This window comes from Kribbella sp. NBC_01505 (assembly GCF_045040285.1).
Classification (GTDB): Bacteria; Actinomycetota; Actinomycetes; order Propionibacteriales; family Kribbellaceae; genus Kribbella.
The window spans coordinates 5,232,504-5,254,076 of the sequence record NZ_CP109425.1 but is presented as its reverse complement, the minus strand read 5'-3'; the positions used below and the strand labels follow the sequence as shown (position 1 = coordinate 5,254,076).

The window sequence follows — 21,573 nt, the reverse complement described above, 5'->3', positions numbered from 1 at the left end:
GGCGTTGATGCGCGGTCTGCGTTGCTCTGTCACGCCCCTACGATGACCGATCCCGGGGTCATTCCCTGAAGTGCCAGACGCCGGCAACGGCGAACCCGATGAACACCAAGCTGAAGGCGACGGCGGGGAATCCGTACCCGAGACCCCAACTGGCCGCCTGCATGCGCTCTGGTTCCTCACGGTCGTAGATCACCTGGATCTGTTGTCCGACCCGGTGGTCCTCGTCGAAGTTCGACGTCTCCGACCGCACGGTCCGGCCGGCCTTCGTCACATACTCGATCTCGAGGTGCACCGTCTTGCTTCCATACCTGTCCACGACCGTGCCGGTGACCACCTCGCCACGATGCCGCAGCCAGTACAGGTCGGAGATCTGCGCCCACCCGATGCCGACGAAAACGAGCGACGCCACCAGCAGCGCCACTCCCTCGTAGGTGAGCGCCCACCGCCGCCGTGACCTCGGCCGACGGCTGCCCGGGTGGTCTCCTGTGTTTCATGGGGGTACGACGTAGCCGACGCCCGATCAGCTCCCGTTGTACGGCGTGGAGAGCAGGGGGCGGGTGCTGTTGAGGACCTGGGCGTAGTTGGCGCGGATCTGGGCGGCGTCGACCGAGAGGGCCGGTTCGGGTTTGCCGAGTGGGACCGGCCAGGTCGGGAGGGAACCGGTGAGTGCCCAGGCGGCTTGGCGGGCAGCACCGAGGGCGACGTACTCGGCTGGCTCGGGAAGGACAACCTCGGCACCCAGCAAAGCAGGAGCAAGAGCCTGTACGGCGCGGGACTTGGCGCCGCCGCCGAGCAGCAGCAGGCGGTTGACGGGGATGCCTTGAGCGCGGAGGGCGTCGACCGCATCGGCCAGGCCGCAGAGCAGGCCCTCGACCGCGGCGCGCGCCATGGTGGCGGGCTGAGCGGTCGCCCGAGTCAGGCCGTAAACCAGACCGGTCGAGTGCGGGAGGTCCGGCGTGCGTTCGCCATCCAGGAAGGGCAGCAGGACGAGACCCTGACTCCCCGGTGACGACAGCACGGCCTCGTCGAACTCAGGCAGCGTCATCCCGAGCAGCTGCGCGGTCGCCGACATGACCCGGGCCGCGTTCAGAGTGCAGACGAGCGGAAGGTACTCCCCGGTCGCGTCCGCGAAGCCGGCCACGAAACCACTCGCGTCGGCGGTCGGGTGCGCGGACCGGGCGAACGCCGTACCGCTGGTTCCGAGCGAGATCGCGACATCACCGACCTGCAGGTCGAGACCGAGCGCGGCCGCCGCGTTGTCCCCGGTCCCAGCGGCTAGCGCCGCGCCGGACGCCGTACGGCCGACAATCTCCGCCGGACCGGCGACGCGGGGAAGCTTGAGCGACCGACCGAAGGCACGCTCGACCAGATCGGACCGATAGCTGTTCGTGGCAGGCGACCACCAACCGGTCCCGGACGCGTCGCCACGGTCCGTGGTGATCCCGTCGATGCCACTCCGATCAGCGGCCAGCTGGTGAGTCATCCAGTCGTGCGGCAGTACGACGGCCGCCGCCCGCGCGACCGCATCCCGGCGTACCGGGTCAGCCGCGGCGGTGTCGCGGATCCAGCGCAGCTTGGTGACGGTGAAGGACGGCACCGGCATCGACCCGACTGCCTCGGCCCACGCCTCCGGACCACCGAGCTCCGTGATCAGCTCGGCGGTCGCATCCGCGGAGCTTGTGTCGTTCCACAGCACCGCCGGGTGGACGACCTCGCCGGCCTCGTCCAGCAGCACCATGCCGTGCTGCTGACCCCCGATGGCGATCGCCTCGACCCCGTCGAGCAGTCCGTCGGACGCGATCTCCCACGCCTTCCACCACTCCTGCGGATCGACCTGAGTCCCGTCCGGATGCGGCGCCCGGCCCTCCCGCAGGACGGCCCCGGTCTCGGCATCGCACACGACCACCTTGGTCGCCTGGGTGGAACAGTCCACCCCGGCTACCAGTCTCGGCTCAGGCATTCGGACTCCCTTATCGCTGGACGGGCGGACCGCCCCCACTGACTAACCTCTGTCGAGCCGGCCGCCGCACGCTCAGCTGAGCCTACGAAAGGGCCTTCGGAAGGAGTTGGTGAGTGGTGGCGGTCCGGGCTCCACCCTAAAGCGCCTCGAGCGTTGCCCGCGCGCCGATCTCGTGGAGTGACTTCAAGGCCGCCGTGTAGGTCGTCACGAACCGCTCGTCCGAGGCGAGATCCCCGAACAGATCCGGGTCCGAGATGAACGCCAGCGGATCGGACCGGTTGTGTTGCGCGCGCTCGACCAGCTTGTCGCGCAGCCGGTCGACCACCTCGATCGACTCACCCTGCTCATCCGTGCCCTCGGCGTACCGGGCCCAGGACGCGACGACGAGCGCGGAGCGTTTGATCTCTCGACCGGCCGCGAGCTGCTCCCGGATCACCGGCACCAGCCACTTCGGGATCCGGTCCGAGCTCTCCGCACACAGCCGCGCGAGCGTGTCCTTGACCTCCGGATTCGCGAACCGCTCGATCAGCTGATGCCGGTAGCGATCCAGGTCGACCCCGGGCACCGGCGGCAGCGTCGGCGTACCCTCCTCGGTCATGTAACCGAGCAGGAAGTCGATGAACAGCTTGTCCTGGCACACCTCGTGCGCATACCGGTAGCCGGACAGATACCCGAGGTAGCAAAGGGCCTGATGCGAGGCGTTCAGCAGCCGCAGCTTCATCAGCTCGTACGGCTCGACGTCGTCGACGATCTGAACGCCGACCTCCTCGTACGGCGGCCGCTCGCCCCCGAACTCGTCCTCGAGCACCCACTGGGTGAACGGCTCACACACCACCGGCCAGCCGTCCTCGATCCCAAAGGCCTCGGACAACGCCGAGCGATCACCGTCAGTGGTGACCGGAGTGATCCGGTCCACCATGCAGTTCGGGAACCGCACCTCGTTCTCCAGGTGGTCGGCGAGAGCGGGGTCCTTCAGCCGGGCGAAGGCGGCGAGCATCTTGCGCGCCACATGCCCGTTGCCCGGGATGTTGTCGCAGGACATCACCGTGAACGGCGGGATCCCGGCCGCCCGTCGCCGGGCCAGCGCCTCGACCACGAACCCGAACGCGCTCCCCGGCGTCGCACCCGGTTCGAGATCGGCGGCCAGCCCGGCGTCGGACGTGTCCAGCTCCCCCGTCACCTGGTTCACGTGGTAGCCACCCTCGGTGATCGTCAGCGAGACGATCCGCGTGGACGGATCCACCAGACGATCCAGTACGACGTTGGCGTCGTCCGGCGCGAACAGGTAGTCCACGATCGAGCCGATCACGCGCGGCTCGAGCGTCCCGTCCGGATGCTTGATCACCAGCGTGTACAGGTGATCCTGCGCCGACAGGACGTCGTACATGCGCTTGTCCTGGGGCAGGACGCCGACGCCGACGATGCCCCAGTCGAGCGCCTTGCCCTCGTTCATCAACGAGTCGAGGTACATCGCCTGGTGGGCCCGGTGGAAGCCACCGACCCCGAAGTGCACGATTCCCGGCGTCACCGCCGTCCGGTCATAAGCCGGTACGGCGATGTCGTTGCCGAGGGCACTCAACGCGGCAGTGTTCAGGTGGGTCACTTGACCGCCCCCAGCGACAGGCCCTGGACGAGCTTGTCCTGGGCCGCGAAGCCGGCGATCAGCACGGGCAACGAGACCACGATCGAAGCGGCACACACCTTGGCGAGGAACAATCCTTGGCTGGTCACGAACCCAGTCAAGAACACCGGCGCCGTCTGCGCCACCGTCCCGGTCAGAACCCGGGCGAACAGCAGCTCGTTCCAGCTGAAGATGAAGCAGATCAGCGCGACCGAGGCGATCCCCGGTGTCACCACCGGTGCGACCACGGATCGCAAAGTCCTACTGAGCGAGGCCCCGTCCACGGACGCGGCTTCGAGGATCTCGACCGGGACCTCGGACAGGAAGCTGCGCAGCATCCAGACCGCGATCGGCAGGTTCATCGAGGTGTAGAGAATGATCAGCAGCCAGATGTTGTCGAGGAACCCGACCGACTGCGCGAACAGGTAGATCGGCAGCAGCCCGGCCACCACCGGCAGCATCTTCGTGGACAGGAAGAAGAACAGCACGTCCGTCCACTTGCGCACCGGCCGGATCGACAGCGCGTACGCCGCCGGGAACGCCAGCAGGATCACGAAGGCCGTGGACAGCACACTCGCGGTCAGCGAGTTCGCCAGCGACGGCCAGGGGCCGGTGTCGAAGAACGCCTTGTACCCGTCGATCGTCAGCGGCGCCGCGACGTCCGGCGGGTTCTTGGCCGCGTTCTCCTCGGAGTGGAAGGACGTCAGCAGCATCCACAGCACCGGCATCACGAACAGGAGCCCGACGACCCATGCGAGCCCGCTGAGCGCCCAGCCACCACCACGACGCTGATGCCCTTTGACCATCGTGACTCCGCCGCTCATTTGCCCGGCTCCTCTCGGAACAGCGTGGACACGGACCGCAGCGCGAAGGTCGCGATCGCGATCGTGCCGATCACCACGATGACGCCGGCGGCCGAGGCGCGTCCGTAGTCGTGAGCGGTGTAGAAGGTCTGATAGATCGTGTACGGCAGGTTCGACGTACCGAGACCGCCCGACGTGATCGTGAAGACCGCGTCGAAGTTCTGTACGACGTAGATCGAGCCGAGCAGCGCGGAGAGCTCCAGGTACTGGCGAAGATGCGGCAGGGTCATGTAGCGGAAGATCTCCCACTGGTTCGCACCGTCGATCCCGGCCGCCTCGATCACGTCCAGCGGACGGCTCTGCAGCCCAGCCAGCAGGATCAGCATCATGAACGGCGTCCACTGCCAGACCAGCGCGAAGATGATCGACCACAACGGCTGGTTGCTGATCCAGTCCGGCTGCGGCGCGTTCTCCCCGAAGATCCACTTCAGCACCCCGTTGAACAGCCCGTACGTCGGGTTGTACAGCGCGTGCTTCCACAGCAGCGCGGCCGCCACCGGTACGACGAGGAACGGCGTGATCATCATCGTCCGGACCGCGCCCCGGCCGCGGAACTTGCGATCCAGCAGCAGCGCGATCCCCAGCCCCAGCAGCAGACTGATCAGTACGACGCCCGCCGTGAGCAGGATCGTCACCCAGATCGCGTGCCGGGTGTTCGCGTCGGTGAGGACGCGGCGGAAGTTGTCGATCCCGGCGAAGCCACGCTCGTCGGGGTAGTAGGCGTTCCAGTCCATGAAGGACGTGATCAGCGTGACCACGAACGGCAGCTGGGTCACGACGATCATGAAGACCAGCGCCGGCAGCAGCGGCGCCCGCCGCGCCCAGTCGCCGGTCTTGCGCATGAACGACCCGGACTGAGCGCCCGAGTGCTTCGGTTTCGCCGGCGCGGACTTTGTGTCAACAGACATGGTTCACTCCCCTCACTTCGCCGCGCGCGAGCGATACCGCTCGGCGACGTCGTCGGCGAGCACTTGCCCGCGTTTCAGCGCTTCGTCCACACTCATCCGCCCGGCGATCGCCGAGCTCACGTCCTGGCTGACCTGGGTGCCGAGATCCGGGAACTCCGGGATGTCGATGAACTGGATCCCGATCGCCGGCCGCGGCTGCGTGCCCGGGTTCTTCGGATCGGCGGTTTCGATGGCCGCCTTGGTCGGGGCCGCGAAGGCCTCGGCCTCCTTCAGATACTCCGGGTTTTCGTACGTCGAGGCCCGCTTACCGGCCGGGACGCGGGACCAGCCGAGCTTCTCGCCGACGAGCTGCTCGTACTCCTTGCTGGAGGCCCACGAGATGAACTTCCAGGCGTTGTCCTGCTTCTTGCTGGCCTGCTGGATGCTCCACGACCACGCGTACAGCCAGCCCGAGCTGTCGGTCTCCTTCACCGGGGCCGGGGCGTAGCCGATCTTCCCCTTCACGGGCGAGTTCGGTGCCTCGAGCGATCCGGCCGCCGAGGTCGCGTCGTACCACATCGCGACGTTGCCCTGGATCAGGTTGTTCAGGCACTCGGTGAAGCCGGCCTGCGGTGCGCCCGCCTCGCCGTGGTTGCGAACCAGATCGACGTAGAACTTGGTCGCCGCGGTGAACTGCGGTGAGTTGACCTGCGCCTGCCAGTCCTGGGTGAACCAGGTGCCGCCGAAGGTGTTCACCACCGTGGTGAGCGGCGCGAAGATCTGGCCCCAGCCGGGCTGGCCGCGCAGACAGATCCCGCGCATGTTCGGCTGGGCCTTGTCCACCTTGGCCGCGATGTCGGCGACCTCGTCCCAGGTCGGCTTGGCGGGCATCGTGACGCCCTTCGCCTCCAGCACGTCCTTGCGGTACATCAGGAACGACGACTCACCGTAGAAGGGTTCGCCGTACACCTTGCCGTCCTCGCCGGACAGCGACTCGGTCATCGGCTTCAGGATGTCGTCCTGGTCGAACGACGGGTCCTTCGCGATGTGGTCGGACAAGGGCGCGATCCACTTGCTCTTGGCGTAGATCGGGATCTCGAAGTTGCTCAGGGTCGCGGCGTCGTACTGACCGGCCTGGCTGGAGAACTCCTGGCTGATCTTGTCCCGGACGTCGTTCTCCGGCAGCACGGTGAAGTTCACCTTGATGCCGGTCTGCTTGGTGAAGTTGTCGGCTGTCAGCTGTTGCAGATCGACCATCTGCGGGTTGTTCACCATCAGCACGTTGATGCTGTCGGCGCCGCCACCGCCGGCGCCACCGCCCCAGCCGGCACAGCCAGTGACCGCACTCACCAGAAGTGCGACACCGACCGCCCTGACACCGACTGCTCGTTGACGTTTTCCCTGTCTCGGCACGAGCCACTCCCTCACCGCTCATTTGAGCAAGCTTCCGCTCACTGCCACGAGTGAAACGGAATCGGGGTTGACCTGTCAAGAGTCTGTGCAACACTGGTGCACAGCTGCGCTCATATGAGCGACTGGCTGTGACACGGTTGGGGGAGGCGGCATGGAGCCCATCGCGGGCGGTCCGGCACAGCTCGTGCTGACGGCGTCGATCGCGCGGCGGTACTACGTCGACGGCCGCTCGAAGGTGGAGATCGCCGACGAGTTCCGGCTCAGCCGGTTCAAGGTCGCGCGGCTGCTCGACCAGGCGCGCGCCAGCGGGCTGGTGCGGATCGAGATCAGCCATCCGGGTGACGTCGACCTCGACCTGTCCGCCCGCCTCCAGGAGACCTATGGGCTGCGGCGCGCGATCGTCGTGGACACCCCCGAGGTCGATCCGGCCGCGTTACGCCGCCAGCTCGGCAAGGCCGCCGCCGAACTGCTGACCGAGATCGTCACCGCGGACGACGTACTGGGCCTGGCCTGGGCGCGTGCGGTCACGGCGATGACCGACCAGCTCAGGTCACTCGCCGCCGTCCCGGTTGTCCAGCTCACCGGGGCCCTCACCCGGCCGGACGTCGAGGCGAATTCGGTCGAGCTCGTCCGGCACACCGCACGGTTGTCCGGTGGACCGGCGTACCTGTTCTATGCCCCACTCGTCGTACCGGATGCGACCACTGCGCGCGCCTTGCGGCAGCAGCCCGAGGTCGCCGAGGCGATCGGCCATTTCGACGCGGTCACCAAAGCCGTGGTGGGGTTGGGCTCCTGGGCCCCCGGTCAGTCGACGCTGTACGACGCCATGGACTCGGACGCGTGTGAGCAGTTGCAGAAGCGTGGCGTGGTCGCGGACATCTCCGGGGTGTTCGTCGACGCCAAGGGCGCTCCGGTGCAGAGCAAGGTGACCGATCGGGTGATCGCGATCAACGCCGAGCAGATGAACGCGATCGACGAGGTGATCGCGATTCCGTACGGCCTCGCAAAGGTCGAGGCGGTCCGAGCCGCCGTCCGCAGCGGGCTGGTGAACGGGATCGTTACCCACAGTCCCCTCGCACGCGCCTTGCTGGACGAGGTCCGCTAGCCCACCATTGGCGAGTGGAAACCCCCTTACTCGGTGGCACGGCGAACCGGGGACTGGTCGTCCGGGTCCGCGACACCGTCCGACGGCCGCTCCGGGTGAGCAGTACGGCGACTCACGCCGTACTGCGGCATCTGGAGGAGGTGGGATTCGCCGGGGCACCGCGGTTCCTGGATATCGATGACCAGGGGCGGGAGGTGCTCACGTATGTGCCGGGCGAGACGGTCACACCGCCGTACCCGGACTGGTCGATGACCGAGGCCGCGCTGGACAGCGTGGCGGTGCTGCTGCGTTCGTACCACGAGGCAGTCGCTGGGTTTACGGCTGCGGACTACGACTGGGCTGAGCCGGTGCCAGCGGCGTACGTGGACGGGACGGTCAGCCACAACGATCCGAACCTGGACAACATCGTGTTCCAGGACGGGGTTGCTGTCGCCCTGATCGACTTCGACCTGGCCGGCCCGGGGTCAGCGCTGTGGGACGTGGCCGCGGCGATCCGCCTGTGGGCGCCACTGCGGCCGGAGGACGACATCCACGACGTACGGCGTGGTCGCGCGCTCAGTCGGTTGCGTCGCTTCGCGGACACCTACGGGCTGGACGAGGCTGAGCGCGCTCGGCTCGTCGCGGCAACGGCCGACAACCACGTCTGGTGTATGGACTACGTCCGCCGCGGCTCCGAGACCGGGCACCCCTGGTTCCACGAACGCTGGACCACCGGCGAATCCGACCTGACCACCCGCACCGACGCATGGTTCACTCGCCACGCTCAGGCGCTACGAGAGGCTTTGCTGCGCTAGCTTGCCCCTCGTAGTACTGCTCCTGCATCCGCCGCACGTAGAGCGCGGCTCCTAGCTTGAGCTTCGGCACGCCTGGTTATCGGTGGGGCGGCGCCCCCCGTTACGCCGTACGGACAGGACGTATAGATGTGCGTACACCGGATGGTGAGCGTGGGCGGGGCGAGCGGTAAGGCTGACACGGGCACACCTCCTGTCGTTCGTGCTGTCGGTCGTGGCGGAGAATGGGGCGGGTGAGTGCGCGTGTGGTGTTGCTGGCCGGGCCGTCGGGGGCCGGGAAATCGCGGTTGGCGGAGCTGACCGGGCTACCGGTCGTCCGGCTGGACGACTTCTACCGGGACGGGGACGACGAGGCGATGCCGCGGTCGCCGCTCGGGATCGTCGACTGGGACGACCCGGCATCCTGGGACGGCGATCGGGCCGTTGCCGCGCTCGAACAGCTGTGCGCGACCGGCCAGGCGGACATGCCGATCTACGAGATCTCCGCCGACGGGACTGTCGGGCACCGGGAGTTCAGCACCGAGGGCTCGCCGCTGATCATTGCCGAGGGCATCTTCGCCGACCAGATCACCGGTGAACTCAGAGATCGCGGCCTGCTCGCGGTCGCGATCTGCGTCCGGCATCACCGACTCGTCACGTTCGCCCGCCGCTTCCAGCGCGACCTGCGCGAGCACCGCAAGCCACCGTTGACCCTGCTCCGCCGCGGTCTCCTGCTCCTCCGCGACGACCCCCAGGTAGTCCGCCGCTGCGTCGAGGCCGGCTGCGAACCGATGACCCCGAAGGCCGCCCTCCGCCGGATCACCGCCCTCGTTGCCGGAGCCCCACGCCATCACAATTGAGGTCCCGCGACCCGGTCCCCGCTCAGCCCCGCGCCGCGGACGCAATTGTGATGGCCTGTAGGTCCGCAGGCGTTCGGCCGCTGTTCACCTTTGCCTGCTCGGATGGGGCCCGTGAACCGCTCGGCTCCTGGTATAGCCGTCGTCGTGACCGCCCTGCTGCTCGCTGTGACCGGCTGCGGCACTGACGCGGGCGCAGCCGTGCGCCCAGCCGACGCCCCCGCACCCACCCCCAGCAAGGCCGTCGACCAAACCGCCAAGAGCGCACTCGCCGGCCTGATCGTGCTGCCGCGCGGCTTCATCGCCGACCCGAAGAACACCACGGGCCCCTTCAGCACCGAGACCTACCTCGCGAACTACTCCGCCGAGCCCGCGCTCGACCGCGCCCTCCTGCTGAATTCCGGCTTCGTCGAGGGCTACCGCGCCACCCGGCTCAGCCCGGACAAGAAGCAGCGCTACACGATCCAGCTCTTCAAGGCCGCCACCCCCGCCAAAGCAAAGGTCCTCCAAGAAGGCCTCTGGCGCCAGGAACCCCGCACCCACCCCTTCCCTGTCACCGGTGCCCTCACCAACGCACACGCCGCCTACGACGCCGGCACCGAAAAGACCGAAGCCACAGCCGAAGCCAGCTTCCTGTCCGGCTCCCTGGTAGCCCTCCTCACCATCCGCGAGTCCGCCCCACTAGGCACCACCATCCGCCCCAACACCACCCTGATCTCCACCCTCACGCCCCAACAACAATCCCGCCTAACCACCACCTCCAGCTAGCCCCCTCCGTCGCGTGCACGCGGCTTGCTGAACCTGGATCGAGTGGGGCGCGATCCCGCCGGGCAGCGCAGGCCGGTGGTCGACGCGCTGGCGTGGTCACGAGCGCTAACGTCCGATAATCCGGAGACCAGGCCTGCGGGTCCTTCGGACGTACGGACCGAGCTCGCTGCGAACCGGCGACTTCCGAGGTGGCGTGTGGGCTACCTGGGGTGGGCTTTGGGGGTAGTTCGGCTCAGCAGCGGGCCGTTGGCGAGGCTCCGGTGGTGGGGCTTCGCCTTCGGCCTGCTCGGCATCGCCGCGATGGGGCTGCATTTCAGCGGCATCGGGCTCGGGCTGGGCGTCGGCGGGATGGAATGCGTGACCGCCTACGGCATCCCGATCTGGCTCGGGCTGGCCGGGCTGCGGCTGTTCCTGACCGAGCCGGTCAGGACACCCGTCGCGCCCGGCTCGCACCGGTCGGTAGTAGTTCGTCGATGAGCGCTTCGGTCTCGGGGCTGAGGACGAGGTTGTGCTTGAGCACGCCCTCGCCCAGCGCCTCGACAACCTTCTCCGCCGCGGCAACCCCGCCGTACCGGTACTCGGCCCGGAGCAGGTCCTGCCACATCAAATCGGAGTTGGATGCCAACCGGAGCCCGGCCCGAGCGGCGCTGACGGCACCTGCCGGGTCGTCGTCGCCGAGCGTCAGCTGGGACAACCGGTGCGCGGTGTCGACCACGAGGTCGGGCACCACGCGCTCCAGGTGCACCCGCGCGATCCACGAGTAGCCGCCACGTGGCCGACCACTCAGGAACGGCCCGCGCACCAGGTGCAGGCTCCGCCGCAGCAGCTCGCGCTCGTCCCGGAGCGTCTGCGCGCTGCGACTGCGCCGTACCAGCTCGCAGAAGCAGTCCCAGTCGACCGCGACCTCAGGCCCGAGGTAGAGCCGCCCGTTCACGTCCTGGCGCAGGTGGTGCCCACCCTGCGAGTCCGTACCCAGCCACTGCCGGACCCGCTCGACGGTCGCGTCCCGAACATCGGACGTGACGCCACGCGGCCAGACCGACGCGGCCAGCACGCTGGGGTGCACGCCGCCGGGGTGCAGGGCGACGAACGTGACGATCTCTGTTGCCAACGGCAACCGCTCGGCCTCGAACGCGTACGGGCTGCGGACCTCGACCGTGCCGAGGACACCGACCCGGACGCTGGCGGTGACCCAGTTCGAGTCGTCGCCGGTGCTGCCGGTCGGCGGAATCCGGACGCGGCTACCACCCGACGGAAGCTGGGTCGACGTACGCGCGGCCGCGAGCAGCTCGGTGACCAGCTCGACGGTCGGTTCGGTCAGCCGGCTGGCCGACAGGACGAGATCGAGCGACGGGATCAGCAAGGTCCCCGATTCGTCGACCTGCAGCTGCCAGCGGGCACCGGTCACATCGCCCGCGACCATCAGGCCGAACCCGGCCCGCGGCTGCGCAGCCAGTACGGCGAGGCGCCGCGCGGTGTCGTCGTCCGGCGGTGCACCCAGTACGACGTACTGCGGGGAAGCGTCGGACGACCGCGTGACCCGGCCGCTGAGCACCTCGGACTCCATGCCGCCCTGCTCGAAATCGGGCAGCACCATGTCGATGTCGGGAACCACCCGGAGCCGGCCCTCGAGGACCTCGCCCACCGAATCCGGCAGCCCGGACGTCGTCACCCGGAGCTGATCGCCCCACGGGTTCGTCGCCAGCTGCACCGCGACCGAGGTCGCGACCTCGCGAGCGACAACCGAGTCGCCGCGAACACTCAGCGCGCCACCAGCTGCCTCGAGGTCGACCAGCACATCACGCTCGTGGTAGTCGCGACCGAGACAGACCAAGGCCGGGTACGGCGCGGGCCCGGCCGCGTCGGCAGCAATGTCGGACCGCTCCAACCGCCACCGGCGACCGTCGTCCAACGCCTGCCAAGGAGCCGGAGCGTCCATGCGCGGCGGCGCCAGCAGCAGCTCGATGGCGTAGTCATCGACCGCCGCAGCGAACAGCGGGGGCAGCGGGACGCCGACAGCGTCGCACTGGCCGACCAGTCCGCGCAGCGCCCGGTCCAGAGCTTCGGCTCGCGCCGGGTCGGCGCCGACCCGCAATGCGACCTCGGCTGCCGTAGCGGCCGGCTCGGGGTCACGGCCCCGCCGCCGATAGCGCTCCGTGAGGAGCAGAGCGAGCAGACCGGCCGCGACCAGGCCGCCACCGAGCAGATCGTTCGGAAGCCGCCAACGCGAGTCCTGCTGCTGCCCCTGATCACCTGGCTGGTGCTCACCGCCGCCTGTCGGCGACTGGTGGACGTCACCAGCGCCGTCACCGCCACCACCGCCACCACCGGCCTGGTGGATGTCCGGGGTGTTCGTTGTGGGCTTGGGCGTGGCGGCATGGTGCGTGTCGGTCGTCTGCTTGGGCGGCGCCTGGACATGCTCGGTCGGCTGCCGCTCTACTCCGCTGGCGTCCTCCGGCATGATCAGCGTCCAGCCCGGCTGGATCAGCCGGGCGAGGTGCAGGTGCTGGCCGTCAGGCTGCGTCCGCTCCTTGTTGAGCTCGTAGATCTCCTTGTAGCGCCGGCCGTCGCCCAGGTGTTTGTCCGCGATGTCCCAGAGGCTGTCGTGATGGTGCCCGTGCGGGGCCTTCACGACGTAGACCTTCTTCCCCGCCAGGGGGTCCTTGCTCGCTGTGCTCGCCGTGCTCTGCGGGGTGAATTGCTTCACGTCGATGTGCTCGTCGGCGGCCTGCTTCTCGACCTGGGTCGTCGCGGAGATGGAGACGGACGACTTCGGCTCGATCGGACCGCCGACGGCCCCGGTCACGGCGGCCGCCTGGCCGGCGGCGATACCGGTCAGCAGCAACGCACCGACCAGCACCCGCGCCAGGCGCTGGCTTCCACCGCCGAGCGGGATCGACCTGGGTACGCCGCGACCGCGGACCGCGCTGGCGAACTCGGCGACCACGCAACTGCTGAAGTGCAGCCACGCGAGCCAGACGACCCCGCGCAGCACGGTCAGCACCGCGTCGATGCCGATCGGGGCGGTCAGGTCCTCACGGGACGGCCAGCCGTGCGGGAACGGCGGCGGGCCGGTCAGCGTGATGAGCGCGACCGGCACCCCGATCAGCAGCAGCAGCAGCGCGAGGGCAGCCAGAATCGCCATCGGAGTGGAACGGCGCTCCGGCGGTGCGTCCTTGATGAACCGGCCTGGATCCGGGGCCTCCGTGAATCGCCCGGGTCCCGGTCGCTGGGTCGTCATGCTCGTCTTCTCCTACCCGATCCCGATCTGGGGCACCGCGGTGGCCTGACCGCGGATCGTGAATGTGTTGATGCCGATCAGCGACAGGATCGCGGTGTCCACCGTCGACTGCGCCGACGCGGTCACCTCGTTGCCGTTCACCGACACCGAGATGTCCGTGTAGCCGCGCTCGGCGAGGAAGCCGCTGCCCACGGCGCTGGCCTGAGCCGGGTCGACCTGGACCACTCCGGTCGAGCGCAGGTACGGGATGTCGATCGCGTTCGCCGCCGAGCGGGCCGCCTGCTCGGTGTCGTCGGTCAGCTGGCTGCGCTTGTTCAGCGCCAGGCCGCCGTCGATCACGATGCCCGCGCCGACCATCAGGACGGTCGCGAAACCGAGCATGAAGATCGTCGCCGAGCCGCGCTGGCTCCGGCGCCGCGAGCGGAACCACTGGCCGAGCCGGATCATCCCGTCCTCCGGTAGGTGTCGATCGGTGCCGAGCTGCTGATCGTCACGGTCTTCGAACCGGGCAGACCGATCAGCCCCAGGCCGTCGTACGAGACCTCACAGCTGATCGTGACAGTCAGCATGCCGCCGGGCGCGAAGTTGCCGCTCAGCGCCGGGCCGGAGCAGGCTCCGACATCCTGCAGCGAGGACGCCGTGATGTCCTGCATGGCCGCCACGGCGCTGGCCTCGTCGCGTTCGAGCGTCGCCGCCCGTACGGCGTCCCGCGTCGTGGCCTCGATGTCGCCGCGGACCGCGACGTACCGGCCGCCGGCGACGACCAGCATCATGAACGCGAGCATCAGCGGCGCGAGCAGGACGATCTCGACCGCCATCGAACCCCGCTCGCCGCGCCGCCCGGGCCGGATTCCCCGGCCGCGACGTGGCTCAGTTGTCGGCACGGAACTCCTCCAGCGGTCCCTGGACCACCTGGGTCACGGTCGGCGGATCGACGAAGGGCGTGATCTTCTGCGCGTGACCGGTCACCACGACCCGCACCTCCTGGGTGCCGACCGGGCTGACGACGATCTGCACGTCCTCGAGAATGCCCTTGCCGATCTTGTTGGTGTACTCGATCCCCGCGGTCTCGGCCTTCCCCGCGTCCAGCGTCGTCCGGGCCACCCGGGCCGTCTCCCGGGCCGCCGCGGAGGCGGCCTGGTTGCCGAGGTAGATCAGCGAGAACTGGATCGTCACGAAGATCGCCAGCATCAGAATGGGCATGTAGAGAACGAGCTCGACGCTGCTCGCGCCGCGCTCGTTCCGCTTCTTCCTCATCCAGGCGGGGATCTTCATCGGATCAGGGAGTGAGTTGGTTGGCTTTGTCGGTCAGCTTCTTCAGGATGATCGCGCCGACGGCGATCGCGATCCCGATCAGCAGCGCCGAGATCAGCACCCACTCGACGGCGGACGCGCCGTCTTCGCTGCGTCGGGCACGCTGGATCCGGCCCTGCATCAGGACCTTGAGCAGGACGATTGCCTGGGTGGTGGGGTCGAACATAGTCATCTCTCCTCGGTGCGGTACGCGCGTCACAGCCCGACCACACGGGCTACAGCTGGATAGGTCAGGAACAGCAGAAAACCCACGCAAAGCAGCATCTGTGCCATCAGCATGGACTGGGACCGTGCCTGAGCACGACCTTCGGTGTCGGCGAGTTCCCGACGACGCATCGATACTGCTCGGGCCACCAGGGAGTCGCGCACCTTCGCGCCGTCCTCGGCGACCAGAGCCAGCGCGGCGGACAGATCGCGCAACTCGTCGATCGAGACCTCCTCGCCCAGCTCGCCGAGCGCCGCCCACGGGGTGACGCCCTGCAGCCGAGCGGTCTCGAGGGTGTCACGGATCCGGACGAACGCCCAGCCGTCGCTGATCCCGGAGGCCGACGACAACGCCTCCGGTACGCCGCGGCCGCCGGCCAGGTTCATCGCGACCAGGTCCAGGAACGAGCTGACCACGTGGCGGAAGTCACGCCGGCGATCGGCCGCCACCGCCCGCAACTGAATCGTCGGCAACAGCGCACCGACCAGTGCCCCGACGATCGCGAGCCAGATCGGAACGATGCCCGGCAGGCTGCCGGTCACGACGCTGAGCGGCAGCAGCACGAAGAACGGCACCACGAAGCCGACCAGCGCACCCACCAGGCTGGTCGCCAGGTGGGTCTCCAGCGAACGGCCGGAGATGCCCAGGTCGGCCCGGACCGAGGTCGGCAACTGGATGCCTCGGGCATCTAGTGCGCGCCGCAGCCCGGAGCCGAGCCGCCGCATCCGCAGCGACTCCTCCTGGTGCCGGCGGTCCGCCGTCAGGCTCACCTCACGGCGATAGCGCCGCCGATCCGCGTCCAGTTGCAGCAGCCCCGCCGTACCGGTCGCGGTCGAACTTCCGACGTACCGGATCAGGATCAGGATTCCGGCGCCGACCATGGCACCGGCAAGCATCACCAGCGTCATCGGGCCCCCCGCTCCGGCACCCGGTCACGGGCGTGCAGGAAGCGCTCGGGCACCTCGAAGCTGGACAGCCGACGCAGCCAGAAGAAGCCCGCGGCGAACAGTCCGAGAATGACCAGCAGCACGAGCTGCCCGATCGGGGTCGAGTAGGGCGCGACGTACTTCTTGTTGAACAGGGCCAGACCGAGCACGAACACCACGGTGACGAACATGACGATCTGGACGCTGCGCCTGGTACTACGACGTCCGGCGTTGACCCGCTGACGCATGTCGAGGGCGGCACGGGCCGACTCCGACAGCGACGTGAGCACCTCACGCAGGCCAGGACCGCGCAGCCTGGAGTTCAGGATCAGGCTCGCGACGATGAGGTCGACACTGGAGTCGTTCATCTCGTCGGCGAAGCGCTGGAGAGCCTGCGGAAGGGGGACACGCACCCTGAGACGGTCCGCGAGCGCGGTCAGTTCCTTCGAGATCGCGGGCGAGGCGGCGTACGCCGTCGCCGGGATCGCCTGTTCGAGGCCGACCGCACCGGCCACGGTGTCCCGCAAGGACTCGGTCCAGCCGGCCAGTCCCTCCAGCCGGCTGATCGCCTTCGCCTCCGCGCCGGCCCCGCCGAACAGCGCGGGCCAGACGAAGACGAGGACCGCCGTTGCCACGGACGCGACCGGCCAACGGGTGAGCAACAGGATCAGCAGCCCGACTCCGGCGGCTATCGGGACCCGGATACCGGCCTTCCGCAGCGCGTCCATCAGCGCCGACGGCGGCTTCATCTCCTCGTCGTCCTCGCGCGGGATGAGCGACACCACGAGCAGCAGGATCCCGCCGCCGATCACCGCACCGAGCAGGATGATCAGCAGCAGAGTCGCAGACGGCGTGCTCATGACGCCCACCCGGCGGGCGCCGTACCGCGGTAGCCGACCGCTTGCAGCTCGGGCAGGCAGCTGATCGGCGCGGCCGGCAGGACCACCCCGTCCGGCCCGGCCTTGAAGATCTCGCTGGACAGCACCCGCCCGTCGACACCGTTCACCTCGCGGACCGAGGTGATGACGCGGCGCAGCTCGCCACCGGTCGCGAACTCGTTGCGGCGTTCGACGAACACCACGAAGTCGATCGCGCCCGCGATCAGCATCATGGTCGCGTCGGCGGGCAACCGCTCGGCGGACTGGATGGCGTACGTACAGATGCGGTTGAAGACCTCCAGCGAGGAGTTCGCGTGGATCGTCGACAGCGAACCGTCGTTGCCCTGGCTCATCGCGTTCAGCATGGTGACGATCTCGTCGCCGAGCACCTCACCGACGATGACCCGGCTCGGGTTCATGCGGAGGCTCCGGCGAACCAGGTCGGCCATGATGATCGCGCCCTGGCCTTCCGAGTTCGGCAGGCGCTCTTCCATCGACAACACGTTGGGGTGCAGGTCCTCGAACTCGCCGAGGCCGAGCTCCAGCGCGCGCTCGACGGTGATCAGGCGCTCCTCCGGCGGGATCTCGTTGGCGAGCGCCCGCAGCAAAGTGGTCTTTCCGGCGTTGGTCGCGCCGGCGATCATGATGTTCTTCCGGGCCGACACCGCGGCGGACAGGAACGACGCCAGGTCCGGCGACATCGTGCCGTACTTGACCAGCATGTCCAGGCTCACCCGGGACAGCCGGGCGCGCCGGATCGACAACGACGGCCGCGCGCAGACACCCATCAGGGCCGACAGGCGGCTGCCGTCCGGGAGCCGCAGGTCGAGCTGCGGGTTGGCCGAGTCGAAGGGACGGCTGGCGAGTCCCGAGTACGCCGCCAGAGTCTGGATCAGCTCGACCAGCTCGTCGTCGGACTCGGCGACCGGCTGACCGATCTCCTCGTGACCATCCGCGAACCCGACGAAGACACGGTCGCAACCGTTGATGTCGACGTTCTCCACCATCGGGTCGTCGAGCAGCGGCTGCAGCCGGCCGACACCGAACAGCGCGGCATGGATGCCGTCCGCGAGATCCTGTTCCTCGAGGGCGCTCGGTGGCGTGCGGCCGGACGCGATCTCACCGCGGGCATGCGTTTCGAGCACGCGGCCGACCACGGCCCGGGCGAACTGCCGCTCGTCCTCCGCGCTCATCTGCGGCAGGCCGTTGGCGGAATCCTCCCGACGCTGCCGGGCCAGAACCTCGGCCACCTCTTCGCGCAAACGTCGTACCAGCGACTGATCCATCAGGCGACCCCCCAGCTCTCGGTGGCCTTGGCGTTCTGCATTGCGAGCTTGCGCAGGCGTTCGGCGAGCTCGGCAGCCGAACGCAGCAGGAGCGACGACCTGGCCTTGCGGCCGTCGCCGGTCCGGATCGCCTCCGCGGCCTTCTCGTCCTCGGCCAGGATGCCGAGCACGGCGGCAGGCAGGCGGGCGCGGTCGAGGATCCCCTGGACCTCACCGACCACGTGCGTGTCCCGGTACGACGCGACCAGCGCGACGCCGACGGGCACCGCTTCGAACGTGCCGAGTTGGAGGACCTCGGAGAACCCGCGAATCCGCTCCCGCAGGTGCGACAGGCCTTCGACTGTGGGTCGTGCGATCAGCAGCAGCGCGTCCGCGTTCTGGAGCACCGGGACCGTGGCGGAACCGGGCATCAACCGGCCGCAGTCCGCGATCACGTCGCGGCCGGGCACGCTACGGAACTGCCGAGCGAGGTGCTGCCACGCCGGACCGAGACCCTGAACCTGACTCGGCGACGCAACTCCGACCAGCACCTCAAGACCGCCGCTGAGCATCTGCACGTGGTCACTGAGCTGAACCTCGGTGCTCCCCCGGCGAACCGCGGCACCAAGCGAAAGCAACCCACGCTCAGGATCAAGCGGTACGCCGGCTTGGTCGCGGTACCGCAGCGCGATGTCGCCGCCGGCGGGATCGAGGTCGGCGAGGATCGGGTCACCCGGCCACGCACCTGCCAGCGCGACCGCGGAAGTCGTGACACCGGGCGACCCCTTGGCCGCCGCCATGACGAACAGTCCCATTACTTCTGCCCCAACGAAGTGCCCCGCTTCAGCACCGCGGCCGCGATCCGGTTGTTGCCTGAGGCATCAGTAATCGCCTTGGCCAACTCCTGGTCCACCAGCACCGTGGCGGTCTGCGCACCCGTCGACTTGTCGCCCAGCGCCGAACTCGTCGCCGTCAGCTTGGGCACGTCGAGAACCGTTCCGCTGCCGAGCGACACCGGCCCCTGCGCGCCGACGCCGATCTTGACCAACTCGACCAGGTCACCGGATCCCAGCCCACCGGCCGGAATCCGGCCGGCGACCAGCACGATGCCGACCTCGGCCTTCCCCTCGGCGATCGGCGCAGCGCTGGTGTATTGGCCCTTGATGAGCAACTGCCCCTTCACCAGGTTGACCGACGCATATTGCTTCAGCACAAGGCCGATATCGCCGACCGGGATCGCCTGCAGGTTGTCACCCGCGACCCGCGTCTCCACGAGGTCGTCCTTGCTGATCTGCTCGCCGACCCCGACATCCCGGCCGATCTGGAGCACGGCCTGACGCTCGTCCATCCGGATCGCCAGCACGCCGGCGACCAGTGCGCCGCCGACGATCAGCAACGCGGCCAACGCCGCAATCGCCGGCCGTCGCCGCTTGTTGTTGTTCGGGAGCCTGCCCCCGGGTTTACGGGTCGTTCCGACCCCGCGCTCGGCACGTTGCCGTTGCCGGTCGACTGTTTCGCTACCGGTGCTGGTGGACATCTGCCCCGCTCCTCGAAATCCGCAGGGCAATTCTGTACCGGTCCGGCGCAGTTCGCCCTCGCCTGGCGTCCGTCAGACAGTACCGTCCGCGCGGGGTCAGATCACACCAACCCCCGCAGTAGCCCACGGTCCACCGCAACCCGCGGACCACAACCACGACCTGCCCTGTCGAACTCTTCACTTTATCCCACGAACAGCAATACCCCGATCACAACCAGTGATCAATCCCAACGCAACAACCACATCAGCCCGTCGTACCCACAACCAACCCCCGACGAACCCACATCCCACTACTTGCACCTTCCTGCAGCGAGCATCTCGTCGAAACGGTCCAGCCACTCCTCAGCACCCGCCCTCGCCGCGAGCGCCCTCTCGACCAGAGCAGGCGAGTAGCTCTTGTACGGCCCAAGTCTGGCTACGTCTTCGGCAGTTGCAGGACCAACGACCTCGCCGTAAATGTCCTGCACGGACAACTCCCCACCAAGCCCAACCGGAACCAGGTACCTCGGCACCTCGATCCCTACGTCGGGCGTCCGCCTACCGACGATCTCCCAACGCCCGTCGCGAACCGCCTGATCCATCGTTTGCACCAAGAACACCGGCGCACCAAGCTCAACAGAGTCGAGCCGGCCAACCTCCCACCGCCCGACCTCGAACGTGGCAAGCAGAAACACAGGACCCGGCACCTCGATCGCCTGCCCCAGAACCCACTGCCCGAGGCCATCCGGGACAGCCATCAGATCCCCCTTACAGATCACAGACATCCCTTCACTCCGTCTCCGAGCAAGCGAGCCTCCGCAGCGCCACCACCATGCGCTCCACGACGGCGACGCGAGTCCGGTATTCGCCGATCAAACCCGGATCTTCCTCAGCTGATGGCTCCAGCTCTTCGAGCGAGGCCCTCAACAACCCGATGCCCGATACACAGGAATCAAGGTCCGGAATCACACTGGCCCTCATGTGACCTCCCCGGACCCGGGTCGCATACCCCGCGATGTACGAGTCGAACTCAAAGAGACAAAAGCCCCAGTCCTGAAACTCCCCCGTCCGGGGACGGTCCGGATAGCACCCCGCCATGAAGTCATCGAAGGCGGCCTCGAACCTCAACCGATCAGTCATGCCCACCGTATGTTCCGGCCAGGCAGTACTGAAGATAATCGTCCTGTTCGCCTCGGCAAGCGAACAGCCCGTGATCTCGATCAACGCCTTGATGCAATCAACAGGACTGAACCCCGCAGCTCGCATCGTCGCAATGGATGGATCAACATCTCCACCCATCAGAACCTCCGCAGAAACTTCAGCAATCAAATCCCTAAATATTTCCGGATTGACCACGTCAAACCTCTCAGCGAATCGTTGCAGTGCAACCGCCGCATACACCCCCCACCGCGCGACACCAAGTGCTGGCAGGTCCTCCGTCAGGTTTCGCTATGGCGACTGATCTCCGGGTCATCGCCACCGTAGAGCATGAGTTCGTCACGCGCTGGACCAGATCGCGGAATCCTTCTCCACCACCACCCGGGATCAGGCTGCTTTCTTCTGTCAACGCGTTGCAACACGCGGGAAGAATCTGGCTCAGTGTATGACGAGAACCGATGATCGACCTCGACTACGGCCGACTCGATTCGTGCGCGGAGGTCTTCATCCAAGTCGGATAAACCAACTCCCAGAAAATCGCGCAGGTAGAGCGCGGCAATGAAGTCGTGAGCACCCCAGACCGACCTGTCAGAGCTTGGCAAAGACATATCAGACTCGATCTTCGCGACATGGACCATCCACGCCTTGAGGAGCTCGACCAGATCAAGACTCCGCCCCTCAGCGACCTCAACCGTCACCGCGCGCAGCCTCACCGCATCTTCCGGCCTGACTTCGGTCACTCCTTCTCGGTTCGTCGGGGCGCAGCGCGCTGACCTGCGGTGATGGCCAGCCGGGGAGGTGGTCTGAGGCACTAATTAGTGTTCTA

At 68.0% G+C, this 21,573-nt stretch carries 23 protein-coding genes and 1 pseudogene; 5 read left to right on the top strand and 19 right to left on the bottom strand.

What is annotated here, in order from left to right; genetic code table 11:
- Positions 1–58: 58 nt before the first annotated feature.
- From OG474_RS24875 to OG474_RS24850, 6 genes and pseudogenes are all read right to left on the bottom strand, one after another.
- Positions 59–433: pseudogene (locus tag OG474_RS24875) on the bottom strand (DUF3592 domain-containing protein); the annotation flags it as partial.
- Positions 434–520: 87 nt separating this feature from the next.
- The gene (locus OG474_RS24870) at positions 521–1,960 is read right to left on the bottom strand and encodes an FGGY family carbohydrate kinase (protein WP_405055965.1); all 1,440 of its coding nucleotides are present in this window, start codon (positions 1,958–1,960) and stop codon (positions 521–523) included.
- Positions 1,961–2,096: 136 nt separating this feature from the next.
- Positions 2,097–3,563 (bottom strand): mannitol dehydrogenase family protein, encoded by a 1,467-nt coding sequence (locus OG474_RS24865; protein ID WP_405055964.1) that lies wholly within the window; start codon positions 3,561–3,563, stop codon positions 2,097–2,099.
- On the bottom strand, positions 3,560–4,405 hold the full coding sequence (locus tag OG474_RS24860; RefSeq protein ID WP_405055963.1) for a carbohydrate ABC transporter permease: 846 nt from the start codon (positions 4,403–4,405) through the stop codon (positions 3,560–3,562). Before OG474_RS24860 ends, OG474_RS24865 begins: the two co-directional genes overlap by 4 nt.
- On the bottom strand, positions 4,402–5,352 hold the full coding sequence (locus tag OG474_RS24855; protein WP_405055962.1) for a carbohydrate ABC transporter permease: 951 nt from the start codon (positions 5,350–5,352) through the stop codon (positions 4,402–4,404). The genes OG474_RS24860 and OG474_RS24855 overlap by 4 nt, the downstream gene beginning before the upstream one ends.
- Before the next feature lie 12 nt (positions 5,353–5,364).
- Entirely contained in the window at positions 5,365–6,744 is a 1,380-nt protein-coding gene (locus OG474_RS24850; protein ID WP_405055961.1) for an ABC transporter substrate-binding protein, read from the bottom strand.
- 151 nt (positions 6,745–6,895) lie between these two features.
- Between OG474_RS24850 and OG474_RS24845 the strand changes: the two genes are divergently transcribed.
- From OG474_RS24845 to OG474_RS24825, 5 genes are all read left to right on the top strand, one after another.
- Positions 6,896–7,849 carry a sugar-binding transcriptional regulator gene (locus OG474_RS24845; RefSeq protein ID WP_405055960.1) on the top strand — a complete coding sequence of 318 codons (954 nt, stop codon included), beginning with the start codon at positions 6,896–6,898 and terminating at the stop codon, positions 7,847–7,849.
- A gap of 14 nt (positions 7,850–7,863) precedes the next feature.
- The gene (locus OG474_RS24840) at positions 7,864–8,643 is read left to right on the top strand and encodes a phosphotransferase (RefSeq protein ID WP_405055959.1); all 780 of its coding nucleotides are present in this window, start codon (positions 7,864–7,866) and stop codon (positions 8,641–8,643) included.
- 230 nt (positions 8,644–8,873) lie between these two features.
- The gene (locus OG474_RS24835) at positions 8,874–9,479 is read left to right on the top strand and encodes a uridine kinase (RefSeq protein WP_405055958.1); all 606 of its coding nucleotides are present in this window, start codon (positions 8,874–8,876) and stop codon (positions 9,477–9,479) included.
- A gap of 144 nt (positions 9,480–9,623) precedes the next feature.
- Entirely contained in the window at positions 9,624–10,244 is a 621-nt protein-coding gene (locus tag OG474_RS24830; protein WP_405055957.1) for a hypothetical protein, read from the top strand.
- 246 nt (positions 10,245–10,490) lie between these two features.
- The gene (locus OG474_RS24825) at positions 10,491–10,721 is read left to right on the top strand and encodes a hypothetical protein (protein ID WP_405055956.1); all 231 of its coding nucleotides are present in this window, start codon (positions 10,491–10,493) and stop codon (positions 10,719–10,721) included.
- On the opposite strand, the gene OG474_RS24820 is transcribed toward OG474_RS24825, so the two are convergent.
- From OG474_RS24820 to OG474_RS24760, 13 genes are all read right to left on the bottom strand, one after another.
- Complete coding sequence (locus tag OG474_RS24820; RefSeq protein ID WP_405055955.1) at positions 10,669–13,485, bottom strand: BTAD domain-containing putative transcriptional regulator; 2,817 nt, start codon at positions 13,483–13,485, stop codon at positions 10,669–10,671. The two genes, OG474_RS24825 and OG474_RS24820, sit on opposite strands and share 53 nt — an antisense overlap.
- Positions 13,486–13,497: 12 nt before the next feature.
- On the bottom strand, positions 13,498–13,932 hold the full coding sequence (locus OG474_RS24815; protein WP_405055954.1) for a pilus assembly protein TadG-related protein: 435 nt from the start codon (positions 13,930–13,932) through the stop codon (positions 13,498–13,500).
- A complete protein-coding gene (locus OG474_RS24810) occupies positions 13,929–14,369 on the bottom strand; it encodes a TadE/TadG family type IV pilus assembly protein (protein ID WP_405055953.1) in 441 nt (146 codons plus the stop codon). Before OG474_RS24810 ends, OG474_RS24815 begins: the two co-directional genes overlap by 4 nt.
- On the bottom strand, positions 14,356–14,742 hold the full coding sequence (locus tag OG474_RS24805; RefSeq protein WP_405055952.1) for a TadE/TadG family type IV pilus assembly protein: 387 nt from the start codon (positions 14,740–14,742) through the stop codon (positions 14,356–14,358). Before OG474_RS24805 ends, OG474_RS24810 begins: the two co-directional genes overlap by 14 nt.
- 22 nt (positions 14,743–14,764) lie before the next feature.
- On the bottom strand, positions 14,765–14,971 hold the full coding sequence (locus tag OG474_RS24800) for a Flp family type IVb pilin (protein ID WP_405055951.1): 207 nt from the start codon (positions 14,969–14,971) through the stop codon (positions 14,765–14,767).
- Between the two features lie 23 nt (positions 14,972–14,994).
- A complete protein-coding gene (locus OG474_RS24795) occupies positions 14,995–15,912 on the bottom strand; it encodes a type II secretion system F family protein (RefSeq protein WP_405055950.1) in 918 nt (305 codons plus the stop codon).
- Positions 15,909–16,790, bottom strand: coding sequence for a type II secretion system F family protein (locus tag OG474_RS24790; protein ID WP_405055949.1), 882 nt, complete (start codon positions 16,788–16,790; stop codon positions 15,909–15,911). Before OG474_RS24790 ends, OG474_RS24795 begins: the two co-directional genes overlap by 4 nt.
- Positions 16,787–18,094: a CpaF family protein gene (locus OG474_RS24785; RefSeq protein WP_405055948.1), complete on the bottom strand. Its 1,308-nt coding sequence runs from the start codon at positions 18,092–18,094 to the stop codon at positions 16,787–16,789. Before OG474_RS24785 ends, OG474_RS24790 begins: the two co-directional genes overlap by 4 nt.
- Positions 18,094–18,888 carry a hypothetical protein gene (locus OG474_RS24780; protein WP_405055947.1) on the bottom strand — a complete coding sequence of 265 codons (795 nt, stop codon included), beginning with the start codon at positions 18,886–18,888 and terminating at the stop codon, positions 18,094–18,096. The genes OG474_RS24785 and OG474_RS24780 overlap by 1 nt, the downstream gene beginning before the upstream one ends.
- Positions 18,888–19,610: a hypothetical protein gene (locus OG474_RS24775; protein WP_405055946.1), complete on the bottom strand. Its 723-nt coding sequence runs from the start codon at positions 19,608–19,610 to the stop codon at positions 18,888–18,890. The genes OG474_RS24780 and OG474_RS24775 overlap by 1 nt, the downstream gene beginning before the upstream one ends.
- A 290-nt stretch (positions 19,611–19,900) precedes the next feature.
- Positions 19,901–20,347, bottom strand: a complete 447-nt coding sequence (locus tag OG474_RS24770; protein ID WP_405055945.1) for a hypothetical protein — start codon at positions 20,345–20,347, stop codon at positions 19,901–19,903.
- A 31-nt stretch (positions 20,348–20,378) separates the two neighbouring features.
- Positions 20,379–20,990 (bottom strand): hypothetical protein, encoded by a 612-nt coding sequence (locus OG474_RS24765; RefSeq protein ID WP_405055944.1) that lies wholly within the window; start codon positions 20,988–20,990, stop codon positions 20,379–20,381.
- A 38-nt stretch (positions 20,991–21,028) separates the two neighbouring features.
- A complete protein-coding gene (locus OG474_RS24760; protein ID WP_405055943.1) occupies positions 21,029–21,487 on the bottom strand; it encodes a hypothetical protein in 459 nt (152 codons plus the stop codon).
- Positions 21,488–21,573 lie beyond the last annotated feature (86 nt).